Source organism: Yersinia canariae (genome assembly GCF_009831415.1).
In the GTDB taxonomy this organism is placed as follows: domain Bacteria; phylum Pseudomonadota; class Gammaproteobacteria; order Enterobacterales; family Enterobacteriaceae; genus Yersinia; species Yersinia canariae.
This window is the reverse complement of record NZ_CP043727.1, coordinates 2,844,574-2,862,854: the sequence shown is the minus strand read 5'-3', so window position 1 is coordinate 2,862,854 and position 18,281 is coordinate 2,844,574. Positions and strand designations below refer to the sequence as shown.

Genomic DNA, 18,281 nt, shown 5'->3' with positions numbered 1-18,281 from the left:
TTAGGCCAGTTTACTTAAGGAAAAAATATGAAATTTTTATTTGAGGATGAATCATTTTCTTTTGAAACCTTGCGCACTGCTGGTTTTGCTAATTATGGTGGCGCTGAACTTGGTGAGGTGATTGTTACCGCACAGGCTATTCCCGAAGGTGATGAGGACGCCTGGCTTACCCAGTGGGAAGCCACTGCCGAACGCGTTGCCAGAATAGGAGAGACATCACTTGCTGCCGGGCATCGTGTCAGCGCACGTGAAGCCTTTTTCCGGGCATCCAATTACTACAGAACGGCGGAGTTTTTCCGGCGTGAGTTTCCGCAGAGAGACAGTAATGTCGCCAGATTGTCCCAACGTTCGACGCAGACTTTTATTCAGGCTGCGCAGTTGCTTGAGACGCCGTTTGAAAGGGTGGAAATTCCTTATGAAGGGACAATCCTTGAGGGATATCTGTTTCTTGCCGATGCCTCGGGTGGATCCAGACCCACAATTATTTATAACAACGGATTCGATTCAACCCAGGAAGAGTCCTGGTTCGCGATTGGTGCGGCCGCGGTACGCCGCGGTTATAACGTACTGGCGTTTGACGGCCCTGGACAGGGGGCTGCATTGCGGAACAATAACCTTGTTTTTCGCCATGACTGGGAGAATGTGATCAGTCCTGTGATTGACTTTGCACTGACGCGAAAAGAGGTCGCGCCGGATAAGATTTCCCTGTTTGGCTATAGTCTTGGCGGTTATCTTGTCGCGCGTGCTGCTGCGTTCGATCATCGTCCTGCTGCCATCATTCTCAACGATGGCATCCTTGATTTTCATGCCGCATTCGAACGGATGTTGCCGCCGTTTGTTCTGTCATGGATCCATGAGCAGAAGGATGACCAGGCTAATACCGTGTTGCAGCTGCTAATGAATAATAAAACCGATGCCCGATGGGCAATTCGCAACGGTTTATGGACCTTTGGTGCCAGTACCCCAGCCGAGTTTGTTCGTATGACCCGGCAATACACCCTGGAAGGAATTGTTGAGCGGATTAACGCGGCGACACTTGTTCTTGACGCTGAAAATGATCAATTCCTTAAAGGACAACCTAAAGCCGTGCATGCTGTACTGACCTCGCCGAAACAGCTGGTGACGTTAACCTCGGCTGAAGGTGCGGGTGAGCATTGCCATATGGGGGCGATGTATCGTGTTCATCAGGTTATTTTTGACTGGCTCGATGAGTCACTGGCGCATTCCCGCCAGTGAGCCCCATCCGTATATTTTGAACTGTTGGCTACCCATCAATAATGCCGCGAAGTGGTGCGAATTTTAATCCTATTGACTATTAAGAAGGCTATTATATGAAATCGTTATTCGATTCTGTCAGTATCGGGGATATTGACTTGCCCAATCGTATTATTATGGCACCACTCACGCGTTGCAGGGCGGTGGGTGAAGGAAGAGTGCCGAATAAAATGATGGCCGAGTATTATGTGCAACGAGCATCTGCTGGCCTTATTATTTCTGAGGCAACGTCAATATCACCCCAAGGGGTCGGATATCCAAATACACCAGGGATATGGTCTGAAGAGCAAGTCATCGGATGGCAATACATTACTGAAAAGGTACATCAGGCGGGTGGGCGTATTGTATTGCAGTTATGGCACGTAGGGCGGGTTTCCGATCCTATCTATCTGAAGGGGGATTTACCTGTAGGGCCAAGCGCGTTACCTGCGAAAGGGCATGTGAGCCTCGTTCGCCCAATGAGAGAATATATTGCACCGCGGGCACTGGAAACCGCTGAAATTCCAGGCATTGTTGATGATTATGTCAATGCCGCCAAGAACGCGAAACTCGCCGGGTTTGATGGTGTGGAGATTCATGCAGCCAATGGTTATCTGTTAGACCAGTTCTTGCAATTGAGTGCGAATGAAAGAACAGACCAATATGGTGGGAGTTTAGAGAATAGAGCACGGTTATTACTAAACGTAGTGGATGCAGTGATTAGCGTATGGGGGGAAAGACGTGTTGGCGTCCACTTATCGCCAAATGGTGAAGATTATATTGTTCCGGATGAAGATCAGGAGACAATTTTTACTTACGTTGCACAAGAGTTAGACAAACGGAGAGTGGCATTTATCGTTACACGTAATTCTCTTGGGGAAAAAAACATGGGAAGCCTTATCCGCCGGTACTACCATGGCTTTTTTATCTCTAATGAACGCTTCGATTTTGATTCTGCCTCTTCGGCTGTTGCGGCCGAGCAATCTGATGCCGTTGCCTTCGGTAAATTAATGATCGCTAATCCCGATCTTGTTGCACGTTTCAGGTCTAATCATCCTTTGAATATCCCGATGCCCGAAACCTTTATGACATTCGGGTCTGAAGGTTATATTGATTATCAATGCATGAGATGACAATATTAGCATTCCCTATGTTATGAATATTGGCACGTTATGCCTATTTAACATGCCAATATTATCAGAGATAGGTCGAGGTATATTATTAAGTATTCTTCGATTGGCTGGTTAACGAATCCTACTGTAATTATCTGATATCATGATGAGACAAAAAACCATTCAAAAAGCGGTGCAAATGTGCGGTGTTGGTCTACATAGTGGCAGAAAAGTCAATATGAGATTGTTGCCAGCGGATTCAAATACAGGAATAGTTTTTCGTCGGGTGGATCTTTCACCTGTTGTTGATATTCCTTTATGTGCGAAACGAGTAAATGATACCGTTCTGGCGACCAGCATTTTTAATGCTGATGGGATACGTGTTTCAACCGTTGAGCATTTGTTGTCTGCTATTTCGGGGCTAGGGATAGATAATTTAGTTATAGAAATTGATGCACCAGAGATCCCAATCGTTGATGGTAGCGCTAACCCTTTTACTTTTATGCTTCTCAGTTGTGCCGGTTTGGTAAAGCAAAAGGCTGCAAAAAAAATTTTTAAAATTAAAGAGATGGTACGCGTTACTGACGGTGATAAGTGGGCAATGCTGGAGCCTGCTAATTATTTAAGCCTCGATTTCTCAATAGATTTTCAACATCCAATCATAGTATCAAGCGATCAGCGATTTTCAATAACGCTCACCCCAGAGACCTATGTTTCTGAGTTATCCAGAGCCCGAACCTTTGGATTTATAAAGGATATTGAGTATTTACAAAAGAAGGGACTGTGTCTCGGCGCTAGTCTGGATAACGCAATAGGGTTGGATGAGTATCGGGTAGTGAACGAAGAAGGGCTTCGCTATAGAAATGAGTTTGTCCGACATAAAATTCTTGATGCAATAGGTGATTTGTTTGTTTGTGGGCATAGCATTTTGGGAGCATTCACTGCGTATAAATCTGGTCATGCGTTGAATAATAAGTTAATTAATACGGTGCTTGAGCGGTCAACTGCATGGGAGTTAATGACGTTTGAAGATGAGAATCTAAACCCAAATTTTTCTACACCGTTGTTGGTTTGAGGGAGATGTGATTCTTAATTAATGAATATTAAAACAAATGTGTGAGCATTTCAGAACGCTATTCGTATGTGTCTGTTAGGTATCTTTTTTTTGCAATTAGATAATTTTATCAAGAGTAACATTGGCGCTAAATACGCATAATGTTCGTCTATTGCTGAATAAAATGTAAAAGCAGTACCTGGACTGGTAGTCGGTACTGCTTTCGTATCATTGATTCATTGTGTCGATATCAGACTTGGATGGCCTTGTGTCTGATATTTTCACTCAGGATATAAGGTGGCACATACGATCCCTTGCACGTCTCCAGATAATCCGACCACCACTGCATCATCGCTTTTCGGGCATCGAGATATTCCGCTTTATGGATGTAAGCGGCTCTCACGCTATTGCGCTCCTGATGGCTCATTTGACGCTCAACGGCATCCTGTGACCACAGGCCAGATTCCATCAGCGCACTACAGGCCATTGCCCGAAATCCGTGACCACAAATTTCATCTTTCGTGTCATAACCCATCAGCCGCAGTGCCTTGTTGACCGTGTTTTCGCACATCGGCTTATACGGATTATGATCACCGGGAAATATCAGATCCTGATGCCCGGATATTTCCCGTATCTGTTTCAGAATAGTGATGGACTGGCTGGAGAGGGGAACGATATGTGGTGTGCGCATTTTCGCACCACGCCCTGAATAGCGGACTCCGGGGATAGCTTCGCGGGTGGCAGGGATGGTCCAGATCTTGTTTCTGAAATCGATCTCAGACCAACGGGCAAAACGAAGTTCGCTGGAACGGATGAACAGATGAAGGGTGAGTGATACTGCCAGGCGGGTTAATTCTCGTCCTTGCTGATAGTCCTCGATGCGAGTCAACAGCTCCGATAGTCGCTCCAGCGGAAGGGCAGGGTAGTGGCGTTTAACCGGAGGGGCGATGATACCGTCCAGATTTGCCGCCGGATTGTTATCTATCAACTCCTGATGCACGGCATGGCGCATGATGTTGCACATATGCTGCCGGGAACGTGCCGCTACTTCCAGTAGGCCTTTTTTCTCAATCCCTTTCAGCAGGTCGATAAAATGACGGGGTTTTAGTTCAGAGACAGGTAGATGCCCAATGATCGGAAAAATATGGTTATTCATGCTGGCGAGCAGACGGACGGCATGATTCTCAGACCATGCTCTGTTGCTTTTATGCCAGCTCAGTGCAACAGACTTGAAGGTTTCTTCTGGTAACGCAGTGGCTCTTTCAGCGGAGCGTTGTTGTGCTGGGTTGATATTCTGCACCAGTAGCTTACGGATACCGTCACGCTGTTGACGAGCATCAGCCAGAGAGACATCAGGATAGGCTCCTAAGCTGAGGCGGGATTCTTTCCTATTGATACGATATTTGAGATACCAGAGACGTGAACCGCCAGGATTAACTAAAAGGTACAGACCGTGAGAATCGGAAACTTTGAAGGGTTTTACGGATGATTTTAAGTTGCGGATTTTTGAGTCGTTAAAAGACATTTGGGGGTCACTCCGTCATCGAACCAACTTGACCCCAAATCTGACCACCAAATTCTCCCGATGCGGAGGGAAAACTGAAAATGCATCGGGAAGACTTTTCACGCTAACTTATTGAATCTGAATCACATAGGGATTCGCAAAGCGGCATGAAAACAAGAATTTGGCTCCTCTGACTGGACTCGAACCAGTGACATACGGATTAACAGTCCGCCGTTCTACCGACTGAACTACAGAGGAATCGTGTGAACGGGGCGCATGATATCTAGCAAGTCCGACACTGTCAACGCTAAATTGGTGCATTTGGGGTGACTGCTCAGCATCTGAGCAGTCACGGTGTTCATAATGGCTAAATAAAGAGAACTTGCCGTTTTTATTCTTTCTTTAATTCCTTAAAGGGAAAGCCGCTCACTCATTCAGAGGATGTGGGCTTTCGGCGTTTTGATTATCATTTTCCCAACGTTTTAGTCTGGCTAATGGATCTTGGCGATAAAAAGCGCAGAAATTTTGATAAACCGCCGGGAAACGGTTTTCCAACAGTTCCGGCGCGCTGAAAAAATACTCTGATAACACAGCAAAACATTCTGCGGGGTCACTGGCGGCATATGCATCCATACTCGCGGCATCAACACCCACCATGTCTATCTCATCTTGAATATTATCCATCGCCTGATGCAGGTTATACTCCCATGCTGCAACATCACGCATAGCAATTGGTGGCACACCGTTTGAATTACCGCCGTTGCGCATATCCAGCTTGTGGGCCGCCTCATGGATAACCAGATTAAAGCCTGATAAATCAAATGAATCCTGGATATCTTGCCAATTCAAAACAATTGGCCCTTGTTCCCAACTCTGACCGGATTGCACCGTTTGCCCCGAGTGGACTAGGCCCGCATCATCTTGCCAGTCGTCGTCAACCACAAAAGGGGACGGATAAATAAGCACTTCATGAAAACCATCTAACCATTTCGCACCCAACTCCATCACTGGCAGTGCGAACAAGAGTGTCAGGCGGGCCTGCATCAACGGCGTTAATACCAGCCCTTGCAGCGGTACCAGGCGCTTTTGTTGCAACAAATGACTTGCGACAGAAACAAGCCGCTGCTGCTCCTCCTTATTTAAAGGTGCTAATAGGGGAATATTCAGCGCTTCACGCCACTGTGCAAGCATCTCCGCTTGCGGTTGATTTGCTTTCCACAGCCACTTAATCATCAGGTTGCTCACAAAGTGATAATTCGAACGTCTAAAGCAGGGAAGTGTTGTTGTAAACATGCCGTAAAAGCGGGCATGAACGCAACCGTTTCATGGAGAGATACCCAAGCACTTGAGAGGAGCGCCTCGAAAACTCGCGAGAAAACCCGCGTTCTGAGGAGCTAAACGCCTCACGCTCTTTCATTATTCAAGCACTTATAGAAAAAAAATTCAGCGATCCTTATCACAGTAAGTTGGCGAAACAAGGCGATAAATAATCCATCCGGCTTGTTCATTGCTTGTTGATATTCGGCTTATAGTTAATGAAAGGCTCAAGTCATTTGCCCAAACAGGAGAGAGCTATTCGTGGCTTAGCTCGCTCAATTGCCATACTGACGGCAGTTTTCATATAGGAGAGGCTAACTTTACGACAAAGAGAGGTATTTAATGAGTAGATATTAGCAGCCTATTTATTTGTTATTTATGGGTAATGCTAATGAGGGTTAAATATAAATATTAGCCAGAGTCATATCGAATGGGTCAATTTAGTCAATTGATTTCATTTGTATTTTTATATTTTGTTGGATTCTTGTTCGATATATTATTTTGTATTTTCAAGATTAAACGTCGATAAAGGAATTTTTATCACCAAAAACCCGCCATAAAGAATAGGTGTGTAAGACATTTCCTACATTAAGTCAGCCTGCTTTCTTATATACAAGGAATGTCTTAAAACGTCTAATAGCAACATAAATTTTGAATTCATATTTTAATCTTGGTTAGCCAAAAAATAAGTGAATTCAATTCCCAGGCATTAGGCCTATAAATAAATTTTGGGTATCGCAAGGCGATAAACAATATATCAGGATTATTTAAATGAAAAAGCAACTGGCTAAAATTACTGTACTGTCTTCTTTGATTTTTGGCATTAATGCTGCCAATGCAGAAGCCCCTACTGCAGAATTAAAAGTCATCGGTACTTTAACTGTGCCAAGCTGCATTATTTCTCCTCCGGATGAGGGGGTTTATGACTTTGGGAACTTGTCTTCATCTTTAGTTAAATCAGGGACTGCGACAACTGCGCTGTCACCAATGACTAAAACCTGGACAATCAGCTGTGATGCGGAAACTTACTTGAACTTTACACCTGTTGATAACCGCACTGCATCTTCCAGTGTTGCGGGAACAACTAACTTTGGTATGGGTAACGTGAATGGTACCGGCAAAATCGGTTACTACACAGCACAGATGAAGAATGGCACTGTTGATGGTAAAACATCCAGCGTGTTCTCTTCCGCGACCTCAACCTTTGCTGTGGCATCAACTGCTGCTCTGACAACAGGGCTGCGTACTGGTTGGTCATCTGCTGCTAACACCCAGAGCACGGGTAAAGTGTTTACTGCTGATATTACTGTTAGCCCGATTTTGGCTGGCACAACGACGATGGGTGGCCCGATCACTGAAGATGCAGAAATCGACGGTTCAATGACGATGAACTTTGCATTTGGTATCTAATTACTTTGCATGTCACGCTATAAATAAAGGGCAGATTTGTATTTCTGCCCTTTATTTTTGCCTGAAGTCATATTTTTGATAAGTGTTGACGATATTAATATATCTGAGTGACTCTCATTTTATGAAAACACATATTTTTAAATTAACTATCCTTACCTCATTAATTCTATCTGTCGGAGTGCAGGCGGCACCGCCTTCCGCAGAATTAAAAGTTAAAGGAAAAATGGGTGTTCCTAGCTGTACGGTAGTTGCACCAGAGGGTGGTATTTACGATTTAGGCAAGATTTCAGCGATGAATATCAAGTCGGGTACTGCCACAACAGTATTACCCACAGTGACAAAAACCTGGACTATCAATTGTGATGCAACAACGTATTTAAGTTATACCAGTATTGATAACCGCTTGGCATCTGTCAGTGATACGTCAACAACCCGAAATCATGGGCTGGGTAATATTAATGGGGCGGGTAAAATCGGTTTTTATACTGCGACATTAAGTAATTCACGTGTTGATGGTAACAGTACTTCAATGTATTACAGAACAAGCACAGGGACTGCGACAGCAGGTACTAGTCTCTATTTAGTTGATAGTTATTATTATGGTTTTTCTAACGCCTCTGCTGTTGCAACGTCGGGAAAATCGTTTAGTGCAGATATTACCATTACGCCAACATTGGCGGGGACTACTACTATGAATGGCCCAGTCACTGAAGATGCAAATATCGATGGCTCAGTCACTATGAACTTCTCATTTGGTATTTAATCGTTATGAAAAGTTTGATGATAAAATCTGCCATATTGTCTTCTTTGTTATTCGGTGTTGCTGTTCATGCAGCAGCGCCCACTGCTCAATTGAAGGTTAAAGGGAAGATCGGAATTCCAACTTGTACCATCAATGCACCAGATGGCGGTATTTATAATATTGGTGAGATTTCATCAAGCAAGGTAAAAACTGGCACAGCCGTAACCGTGTTGACACCCATCAAGAAAACTTGGACAGTGACTTGTGATAGCTTGACTTACCTGAGTTTAACTGCGACGGATAATCGCAAGGCTTCTGTCAGTGATACTACTGGCATTCATAATTTCGGCTTAGGTTTTGTCAACGGCAGTGGCAAATTGGGTTTTTATAAAACGACGATGAGCAATGCTACCGTCGATGGGGTGAGCAGTTTATTGTATTTCATTGATGCAAATAACGTATTACAAGGTGGGCATACGTTGGAGACATTAACCAATAACTTCCGCTTTGGCTGGTCTGAAAGTGCTACCACGGCGAAAGCAGGTAAAGTATTTAGTGCCGACTTTACGATAACCCCGACATTAGCAGGTTCAACCACGATGGGGGGGGCTATCACTGAAAATATCAATATTGATGGTTCTACAACCATGAATTTTGCTTTTGGTATTTAGTTCATAAAAATCCTATCCACAAGACTATTTTCAATTTTCAGTGGTCTTGTGTACTCTCTATTTTATAAAACAATATTGCCTCTTAATTCACTCGTTTCCCATACTTTTAGGACACCACTGTGTTTGCGCGTTGCGTTTCATTTTCGCTTACAGCATTCTTTTTATCTCTTTTCCCTGTAGCGGTTTTATCCGCAACAAAAGAGGGAGCGGTGGCGTTTGACATAAAAACACTGGAAGGTTTGGGGTACTCGGCGGAATTAGCAAATTTCTTTAGCACTCAGGATAAGTTTTTACCCGGTCAGCACGATGTCGCTATTATTGTTAATGCTAATAAAACCTACCATATTGAAGCAACCTTCGACAGTGAGGGTAATTTATGTGCAGATCGAAAATTACTGATTGCATTGAAATTACGCCATAAAGAGAGTGGCGAGAGTTGTGAGAATCTTGAAGCTCTATGGCCGGGTGTGGCGATAAAGCTATTTCCCGGTCAATTTCGGGTTGAAATGACGTTGCCCCAAGAGGCATTTGATCCTGAAATGGAAAACAGTGATTATCAAAGTGGCGGTCATGCTTTGTTACTAAATTATAATCTGTTCGGCCAGCGAATTGAGAGTAATAGCGATAATCTTAATTTATTTCAGGGGCAATTTCAGCCGGGCATTAATTTTAACAATTGGGTGTTACGTAACCGAGGTTCCTATACTTATAACCAAGGTATTGGTCACTACGATAATCAGGAAACTTACGCCTTACGCGCAGTGGAATCATTGAAATCAGTAGTCCAATTGGGTGAATTTGGTTTAGTCGGAGATACTTATTCCGGATTGCCAATCATTGGTGCCCAACTATATTCCGATAATGCTCAACTGAATAATACGCAGTTGGTCGTGCCCATCGAAGGGATTGCTAATACTAATGCCACCATTGAGGTTCGCCAGCGTGGGCGTGTTATTTACCGTACTGTCGTGCCACCTGGCCCTTTCTCATTGTCCAATATCAGTAACTTTTCCAGTGGAGTCGTAACCGATGTTGACGTTATTGAAGAAGATGGTAGCCAGCAGCATTTTACGGTTTCGAATGCCCTTGACCCTAATTTTGAACAGCAAGCAACCACTTACCAACTCGGGCTGGGCCGCTATCGCGATAACCTGAATGAGAGTGAAAGTAAATCGCCGTTATTAGGGTCGGGCGAAATGTCTTTTAGCCCCACAAATACATTGCGGGTGACTTCTGCCGGGCTATTTTCCGCTGATTATCAAAATATCAATGTGCAAAATCTCTATAGCGGATTAGATAATGCCTGGTTCTCGGCGGCGGCAGGTTTTAGCAATACCAAAGAGGCAGGGCAAGGTTATCAGGTCACCTTACAAAATCAGGTGGCAATTAATGGTAATTTGAGTGCTTCACTATCTACGGTATATGACTCGTCTAAATACTGGTCACCGGATAATGCTTTGAGCAGTGGCAATAATCTGAATGACCTGATGTATGGCAAATTGAAGAACTCGACATCGGCAGCTATGACGTGGGCACATCCTCGTTGGGGCGCATTTTCCTATGTTTTGTCTAATAATATGTATTATCAGGCGGCTGATAGTGTTTCCCACACATTCTCTGCCAGTGAGCAATTTGGTCGGGTAACGACTACGCTCAGTTTTCAATCAACATCGCAGGGGCAAAATGCAGTCTATGTCGGCATCAGTATGCCATTGGGCACAGGGTCACTTAGTGGCCGGATGCAGCGTAACAATGGCAATATGACCTTAGGTAGCACCTATCAAGGCCGCTGGGGTGACAATAAAGGGTACACGGTAGGGATAACCGGCAGTGATAGTCAGCGGCGTATTAATGGGGCACTGAATATGAACACGGCTTATACACAATTGGCTGGTGGGGTTTCTCAGGCAACGAATAATAGCCGGTCAGCTTATGTCTCGGCCAATGGTTCAATGGCGTATGCAAATAGTACGTTTGCCACTTCTTCATCGGCAATTGGCGATACTTTTGCGGTGGTAAATGTACCGAAACAATCAAATTTGCGGGTGTCTTCGCCGAGTAGCGGGACGTCGATTACCGATTATGCCGGGACGGCACTATTGCCATCAGTGATGCCCTATACGGCATCAAAAGCACAGATAAGTACGAAAACATTGCCACTGAATATTCGTCTTAACAGCACCAGTGCTGATTTGAAGATGACCCGGGGCACCGTTGCTACCCGTAATTTTGAGGCAACCGAAACCCGGCAATTATTGCTGAGTATTCGTGACAGTAATGGCGAAATGTTACCGGTGGGGGCCAATGTGCTTGATCAAAAGGGGAATTTCTTGGGAACCATTATTGGTGATGGTAACTTTATGTTGGAAAACAAAGCGATTGGTACAACATTACGGGTTAAAGCCACTAACCTTAATGAATGTGTTGTGAGTTATGTTGAACCGGATAAGTTTGATTCGGATTCATTGTATGAAGTTGCCGACGCGGTATGTCATTGACGTTAGAATTGTCGGGCAAGCAAATACTTAGTAAATATTTTTAGACATAGGATCTATTATGAAAAATACGATGGTTAGTCATAGCAGTGTTAATACAATATCTGCATACTCTCATATCTTCAAACGTTTCAAATCGTTTTTTATATTCAATTTGCTAGTGTTATTAAGCTGTTGGAGTTTGGCATCCTATGCATCTTTCAAATTAGAAAGCACTACCGTCATCTTGAAAGAAAGTGATGGTCGTACCAGCTTCACTATTGAGAACACCTCTGCCAACCCAATACTGTTGGTGACTAAATTAGTCGACTTAGATGGTAAAAATCTTAGTAAGCAAATTTTGATTTCCCCGCCAGTAACACGAATTGATGCAGGACAAAGCCAGCAGGTTAACTTTGTCTTGAAGAAGGGCACTGTACTGGATTCAGAAGTCTTGTTAAAAGCCTCATTTGAAGGTGTTGAACAGGTGCCGGGAAACGCGACAGTAATGCCAATTCGTCAGGAAATTGGTTTTCTTATTCAGCCAAATTCAGTGCCACAGATTAAAACACCTTGGCAAGAACTGGTTTTATCCACATCAGGTAATAACTTAATTATTAAGAACCCTGGTAAGCATGTGGTGCGCCTTGGCCCTCAGGTGATTTTAGTCCCGAGCAATGAAGTTGTCCCATTGGGTAGCCCTTATATTATGCCGGGCACGACCAAGCAATTTGCGATTAAATCATCACCTGCTTCAGTTAAAATCACTCCACTGAGCCGCTATGGTTTTGTGCAACCGGAAGTGAGTGTTCCAGTAACACGTTAATACATTATTAGCTTTGCGCGTCAAAAATGAAAGGCGGCCTGTCATGGCCGCTTTTTTATTAGAACTGACGGGGTTATCCTATCATTAAAAGACTATTTTAAATTTTGGTGTGGCAGTAATTGATAATCATTCTTTTTAAAAATAAGATGAAAGTGATTATTATGTTATCTTTTATAAAAAACACTGTTAAAACTTATATGGTATGAAAAAAACAAAAAATTTTTTACATTTAAAACGTAAATTTTATGTAAATATCATTTTTAGAATATTCACGGCACTCTATTTATTGGTGTAATACGAGAAATACGTGTTATTGCTAGTTATGGGGTTGAGAAAAGTCCTATTGCTATGTTTTATATTAATTTTTTGTTGGTCTTTTTACTTTGCATATAGTGAGTTTTTTCCTTGAGGTGCAATTTTGTATGAAATTTCTTACGTTAATTTGGATGTTTCATACAGGTGAGTTCATTTATTCTTTTACCTGATTATAATTATTCTTAATATTTAACTGAAAGTTGATGGCTTTACATTTTTGGCTGAATTGACAATATTTTAAATGGTGAAATAATAGCCATAATGAAATCGGACTTCACTGATTCAGGATATAAATCCTAATTAAAACTTTTAGTTTAAATCTATTTAAGCACGGGGAAGTAAACATGAAAATCAAAACTAGCAATGTATTAATAGCCGCTATTGCTGGCGTATTTATTGTGCAGTCAGCTATTGCCGCAGACGGCACTATTACGATTAATGGTCAAATTACCGATACGACATGCGGCATAGCAGTCAATAATGGCACCAAAGATGCGACAGTAGTATTACCGACAATCTCGGCCAGTGCATTGAGCACTATCGATTCTGTCGCCGGTACCACACCATTCAATATTGTACTGTCAGGTTGTACCGGGGTGACATTGAACAACGCTTATGCTTACTTTGAGCCCGGTGCTAAAGTAGAAATGACGACTGGCCGCCTGAACAGTGATGGCACTGCAACAGGTGTTCAGGTCCGTCTATTAAACAAAAACATTGCACCGATTATGGTCGGCAGTGCTGGGCAAGGGGGTGTAGTAGGCGATATTTCTAGTGGTGGCACGACACTAAACTACTATGCACAATATTATGCCAATACAGCTTCAGTTGGGCCGGGCACAGTCACGACTCAAGTCGACTATACTATTGTTTATGATTAATGAAAGCCTGTGATTAAGCGCAACTGATAGTGGTGCTTGTTAATAGCGAAGACTAACTGTTGCAACATGGGAGCTTATTGCTCCCAGTTTTATTGGCCCAACGATTGGAAATATCATGCGTAAAACATTAATTACCACATTGACTCTTTTAACACTCCTGTTCGTGACGACAGTTGTTCGCGCTGAAGTGATGATCAGTGGTACTCGTGTTATTTACGATGAGAAACAGCGTGAAGCCATAGTGAAGGTTTCTAATACGGGTAATATGCCTGTTCTTCTGCAAGCCTGGATTGATACTGGTGATGCGAATGCGCGCCCAGAGGCTATTAAGGTGCCGTTTAATGTCACTCCACCCGTTATTCGTTTAGATCCTAAAAGGGATCAAACTATTCGTTTATTTCGAACCGGTAGTGGTTTAGCCGCAGATCGCGAAACACTTTTTTGGTTTAATTTATTAGAAATTCCGCCTAAACCAACCAAAAGTGCGAGTGGTGAAGAGAATAAATTACAATTAGCTTTTCGTACCCGAATTAAAATGTTTTATCGCCCTGAAGGGCTAGCTATGTCGTCAGAGCAAGCGATTAAAAACCTGACGTTCTCTCTGAAAGGTAATCAGTTAGTCATAAAAAATTCATCCCCTTATTATATTACCTTTAGAAAGTTGGAGTTTCGCACAGCAAAAGACAAACCCATCTTAGCCAGCTTAAGTCAGTTGAATAATAAGATGGTCGCGCCTTTTGGTGAGCTTAGTTTATCAGTTTCAGCTAAAGGTTCAATTAACAATATGACACAAGTTTTTTACTCTATTATTAATGATCAAGGTGGTGAGACTCAGGGAACTCAACAGCTGACGAAAATATAAACATAAATATAATTAATAACTTCCTGCGGTATTTTTATTTTATATATCATTTAATGGCCTCGACATAATGCTTAGTTATTTTCTGTATAATAAAAAATGCGAGCGCCCGAAATATCTTTCGGTATTATCCCTTGCCATATATAGTTTGGGCGGCGTGTTTTTTAGTTTATCAACTGCCGCCGAAGAACCTGAACACGTTGAATTCAGTGATTCTTTTCTCCGTTTTTCCGTCGATGCTGCGCGTTACAGTGAGGGTAACCCTGTTGCTCCGGGTGAACGCCGTATTGATATCTATTTAAATGAGCAGTGGATTGGACGCCGAGATATGCGCTTCGAATTGCCATCGCCTGAATCTAACGTCGCTTCTCCCTGCTTTGACTTAACGTTATTTGATGAGTTGGGTATTAATACCGAACAGATTCCTGCTGATATTCTGAAGAAATTAGAAAGCACCGGTGTTTGCTCGCCATTGAGCCATATTCTAGAAGGGGGGAATGCCCTCTTTGATGAGAATACTCAACGGTTGGATATTCAGGTTCCTCAGATTTATTTAGTTCGTCAGGCTCGTGGTTATGTAAATCCTAAATATTGGGATGATGGTGTGACGGCGGCGACCTTAAAATATGACTATGCGGGTTATCGCAGTAATCAGGCCGATAACAGTAGCCAGACTTATCAGTATCTTGGGTTATTGGGCGGCTTTAACTGGCAAAGTTGGCGCTTATATTATCGCAGTGCCTTGAATCGCAGTGACAGTCAGGGTTTTGATTATCAAAATCTAGCAACTTATTTGCAGCGTGCCGTGCCGTCCCTCTACAGTAAAATGACCTTGGGCGACTCAAATACTGATGGCCAAGTGTTTGATAGCATTAGCTATCGTGGCATCGAGCTTACTTCGGATGACCGCATGTATGCTGACTCTCAGCGCGGTTATGCGCCGGTGGTACGGGGTACTGCGCGAACCAATGCGCGGGTTGTTATCAGCCAGCAGGGCCGTTCTATTTACGAGACCACTGTGCCTCCCGGGCCTTTTACTATTGACGATCTTTACCCAACAGGTCAGGGGGGTAACCTTAATGTCACTATTACCGAAGCGGATGGCAGTGAGCAATCTTTCATCGTGCCTTTTGCTTCAATTGCAGAATTGTTACGGCCGGGAACGACACGTTATTCATTGATGGCTGGTGAATATCGCGATAATTCAATGGTGGAAAAACCTGCTTTATTTATGGGAACGGTGCGCCATGGATTATCCAACTTAATTACCGGAAATGGTGGGGTAGTTGCAGCCGAAGGTTATTTGTCGGCATCTGCGGGACTGGCGTTTAATACGTCACTGGGTGCTTTGGCATTCAATGTGACTCAGGCGCAGACCAAATTACCTGGCGAAAGTGATCAGAACGGCCAAAGTGTCGGGGTGACTTACGCGAAATCATTACCGGAAACCAATACCAGCCTAACTATCGCCAGTTACCATTATTCCAGTGACGGATTTTATAGCCCGGCGGAGGCCATGCGGATGCGTGACTATTTGCAACATGGTGAAGTTAACCGACCGGTCTTCAATTCAAGCCTGCCGGCTGATAGCACTAATTATGATGACAGTTTTAAGTATCGCCGCCGTAATCAGGCACAAATTAGTATCACTCAAGGCCTGCCAGACGGTTATGGTTCATTTTACGCTAACGCGAATGCACAGGACTATTGGGGGGGTTATCGGCGCGATATGAATTTCCAACTCGGCTATAATAATAATTATAAGTCACTGAGTTATAACGTCGCGTTAAATCGCCTGCGCAATATGTCGACGGGAGATTGGGATAACCAACTGAGTGTCTCACTTTCTATTCCACTGGGGGCCCAAAGTGGTTCGCCGCGCTTAAGCTCTAGCTATGCCAACGCACGTGGCAGCAGTTCAATACAAACGGGCATTTCAGGTTCTGCGGGTGAAGATAATCAATTTAACTATGGTGTTTCAGCGGCGAATAATCGCACTGATGATAATGGGAGCTATAACACCCTCGGTGTGAATGGCAATTGGTTGGCACCTAAAGCGACTATTGGCGGCAGTTATTCAAAAAGTAATAATTACGATCAGGCGAGTGCCAGCGTGTCTGGTGGTGTTGTCGCCTACAGCGGCGGTGTGATATTTGCCTCCTCGTTGGGAGATACCGTCGGGATTGTTGAAGCGCCAGATGCCGCAGGTGCGCGGGTGGCCAATTATTCTGCTATGTATCTTGATAGCCGGGGCCGCGCGGTTGTCCCTTACTTAAGCCCATACCGGCAGAATGATGTTGAACTTGACCCCAAAGGTTTATCGTCGGATGTAGAGTTTAAAACGACCAGTCAGCGTGTGGCTCCCACCGCCGGGGCGGTTGCATTAATGAAGTTTGATACCTCCAGCGGTTATTCAATGCTATTGACCGGTCGCCTTGCCGATAATACGCCGCTGCCATTTGGTGCAGAGGTAAAAGATACTAATGGTGCCAGCGTGGGCTATATCGCTCAGGGTGGGCAAGCTATGGTGCGGGTGAATCAGCCAACTGGTCATCTGCGGGTGATTTGGGGGGAAGGCGTGAGTGAGAGTTGTGGTTTTGATTACACCTTGCCCGGTGGCGCTGTGGCGAAAGGTGAGTTCCGCCAGTTAGAGGTGATATGCAGATGAGAGTCTATCGCCATCGCGCGCTCCAGAGCGCTACGCGACTGTTAATCAAAAGGGGCACGGTGATGAAATTATTCAGAAAATCAAATCGTTGCCTTGTGATTTTGACGTTGTATCTGTTGGCTCACGCGGGTACGGCCAGCGCGGAAGGCATTTATGTGAACTGCGCGCGAAATAGTGGTTATTATCAGTATTTTGATTCAGCCACGATTCAGATGGGCAGGGACAGTAAAGTTGGGGATGTTCTGGGGGGCTGGTTTAGTTCTCCGAATGCTACCGCCTGGAGTTGTGCCCCTAACAGCAATTATCAGCAGCCGGTACAATTCAGTGTTCAGGGATATCCGCCGTATTCCGCACTCAGTTCGGTAAATATCGATGGGAAAACCTACACAGTTTACAATACCGTAGTAAAAACCGGCCTTGGCTATGTGGCTCGCTGGCGCTACACCATCAATGGTAAAACAACCGATTGGCAACCATTGACCATCAACGCGGGGGGGCAGCAAACGCACCCTGAATCCATAACGGTGAATTATACTGGCACCCGATTTTATATCGGTGTGGATGTACAGATACGTTTTATTAAAACCACCACCGGATTGACTGCCGGCGCTATCCCGCTCTTCGACCCCATGTATATGCGCCATCTGCAAACTTATAATGGCGCTTCGGCACCGGGGGATCTCACTTACATGATTGCCCAGTTTAAAGCCGGTAATTCCAGTATTATTTCTGGCGGAACTTGTATCACTCCGAATGTGAACGTTAACTTACCAGAAAGCAGTGTTAGTCAGTTCAACGGACCCGGCTCCGTGGCAGGAAGAAAAGCCTTCAATCTGGCGTTTAACCAGTGTCCTGCGGGGTTGAGTAGCATTGGTTACAGTTTTGCTGCGACAACACCGGTGCTGGATGCCACCAATGGGGTCGTCGCAACCAATGCAACATCCACAGCAACCGGGATTGGCATCCAACTGCTACGCGGCAACACTGTTCCAGTGACCTTTGGCACGGTGTATCAGTTAGATGATTATGATTCATCGATAGCATTGGGAAATTATAAAGTACCAATGATTGCCGGTTTATATCAAACGGGCAATCAGGTGACGGCGGGCAGTGTGAGTAGTGCTATCACGTTTACGCTCATTTATAAGTAACGGTATTCGACGATGTACGGAGCGGTTTCGTTATCAAGGGAAC

The 18,281-nt window shown here is 44.2% G+C and carries 14 protein-coding genes and 1 tRNA gene; 12 read left to right on the top strand and 3 right to left on the bottom strand.

The window, feature by feature from the left end; all coding sequences use genetic code 11:
• Nucleotides 1–27: 27 nt before the first annotated feature.
• The 3 genes from F0T03_RS13265 to lpxC all read left to right on the top strand — a co-directional run bounded on the left by F0T03_RS13265 (nucleotide 28) and on the right by lpxC (nucleotide 3,441).
• Nucleotides 28–1,236: an alpha/beta hydrolase family protein gene (locus F0T03_RS13265; protein ID WP_159678841.1), complete on the top strand. Its 1,209-nt coding sequence runs from the start codon at nucleotides 28–30 to the stop codon at nucleotides 1,234–1,236.
• A gap of 95 nt (nucleotides 1,237–1,331) precedes the next feature.
• On the top strand, nucleotides 1,332–2,387 hold the full coding sequence (locus tag F0T03_RS13260) for an alkene reductase (RefSeq protein ID WP_159678838.1): 1,056 nt from the start codon (nucleotides 1,332–1,334) through the stop codon (nucleotides 2,385–2,387).
• Nucleotides 2,388–2,529: 142 nt separating this feature from the next.
• Nucleotides 2,530–3,441: a UDP-3-O-acyl-N-acetylglucosamine deacetylase gene (gene lpxC / locus F0T03_RS13255; protein WP_159678834.1), complete on the top strand. Its 912-nt coding sequence runs from the start codon at nucleotides 2,530–2,532 to the stop codon at nucleotides 3,439–3,441.
• Between the two features lie 229 nt (nucleotides 3,442–3,670).
• Here lpxC and F0T03_RS13250 read toward each other — a convergent pair whose 3' ends face one another.
• The 3 genes from F0T03_RS13250 to mtfA all read right to left on the bottom strand — a co-directional run bounded on the left by F0T03_RS13250 (nucleotide 3,671) and on the right by mtfA (nucleotide 6,157).
• A complete protein-coding gene (locus F0T03_RS13250) occupies nucleotides 3,671–4,945 on the bottom strand; it encodes a tyrosine-type recombinase/integrase (protein WP_159678831.1) in 1,275 nt (424 codons plus the stop codon).
• Nucleotides 4,946–5,106: 161 nt separating this feature from the next.
• Nucleotides 5,107–5,182 (bottom strand) — tRNA-Asn (locus tag F0T03_RS13245).
• 168 nt (nucleotides 5,183–5,350) lie between these two features.
• Nucleotides 5,351–6,157, bottom strand: a complete 807-nt coding sequence (gene mtfA, locus F0T03_RS13240) for a DgsA anti-repressor MtfA (protein ID WP_159678827.1) — start codon at nucleotides 6,155–6,157, stop codon at nucleotides 5,351–5,353.
• Nucleotides 6,158–7,012: 855 nt separating this feature from the next.
• Here mtfA and F0T03_RS13235 point away from each other — a divergent pair.
• The 9 genes from F0T03_RS13235 to F0T03_RS13195 all read left to right on the top strand — a co-directional run bounded on the left by F0T03_RS13235 (nucleotide 7,013) and on the right by F0T03_RS13195 (nucleotide 18,238).
• Nucleotides 7,013–7,651: a DUF1120 domain-containing protein gene (locus tag F0T03_RS13235; RefSeq protein WP_145556391.1), complete on the top strand. Its 639-nt coding sequence runs from the start codon at nucleotides 7,013–7,015 to the stop codon at nucleotides 7,649–7,651.
• Between the two features lie 121 nt (nucleotides 7,652–7,772).
• Nucleotides 7,773–8,414: a DUF1120 domain-containing protein gene (locus F0T03_RS13230; protein WP_159678824.1), complete on the top strand. Its 642-nt coding sequence runs from the start codon at nucleotides 7,773–7,775 to the stop codon at nucleotides 8,412–8,414.
• A complete protein-coding gene (locus tag F0T03_RS13225) occupies nucleotides 8,414–9,064 on the top strand; it encodes a DUF1120 domain-containing protein (protein ID WP_145556389.1) in 651 nt (216 codons plus the stop codon). The genes F0T03_RS13230 and F0T03_RS13225 overlap by 1 nt, the downstream gene beginning before the upstream one ends.
• Before the next feature lie 119 nt (nucleotides 9,065–9,183).
• On the top strand, nucleotides 9,184–11,562 hold the full coding sequence (locus F0T03_RS13220; protein ID WP_159678821.1) for a fimbria/pilus outer membrane usher protein: 2,379 nt from the start codon (nucleotides 9,184–9,186) through the stop codon (nucleotides 11,560–11,562).
• 70 nt (nucleotides 11,563–11,632) lie between these two features.
• Nucleotides 11,633–12,364, top strand: coding sequence for a fimbria/pilus chaperone family protein (locus F0T03_RS13215; protein WP_246169962.1), 732 nt, complete (start codon nucleotides 11,633–11,635; stop codon nucleotides 12,362–12,364).
• Between the two features lie 659 nt (nucleotides 12,365–13,023).
• A complete protein-coding gene (locus tag F0T03_RS13210; RefSeq protein WP_159678818.1) occupies nucleotides 13,024–13,560 on the top strand; it encodes a fimbrial protein in 537 nt (178 codons plus the stop codon).
• A 115-nt stretch (nucleotides 13,561–13,675) separates the two neighbouring features.
• Nucleotides 13,676–14,422: a fimbrial biogenesis chaperone gene (locus F0T03_RS13205; RefSeq protein ID WP_159678816.1), complete on the top strand. Its 747-nt coding sequence runs from the start codon at nucleotides 13,676–13,678 to the stop codon at nucleotides 14,420–14,422.
• 67 nt (nucleotides 14,423–14,489) lie between these two features.
• Nucleotides 14,490–17,087: a fimbria/pilus outer membrane usher protein gene (locus tag F0T03_RS13200; RefSeq protein WP_159678814.1), complete on the top strand. Its 2,598-nt coding sequence runs from the start codon at nucleotides 14,490–14,492 to the stop codon at nucleotides 17,085–17,087.
• 62 nt (nucleotides 17,088–17,149) lie between these two features.
• Nucleotides 17,150–18,238, top strand: a complete 1,089-nt coding sequence (locus tag F0T03_RS13195) for a fimbrial protein (RefSeq protein WP_159678812.1) — start codon at nucleotides 17,150–17,152, stop codon at nucleotides 18,236–18,238.
• Nucleotides 18,239–18,281: the final 43 nt, after the last annotated feature.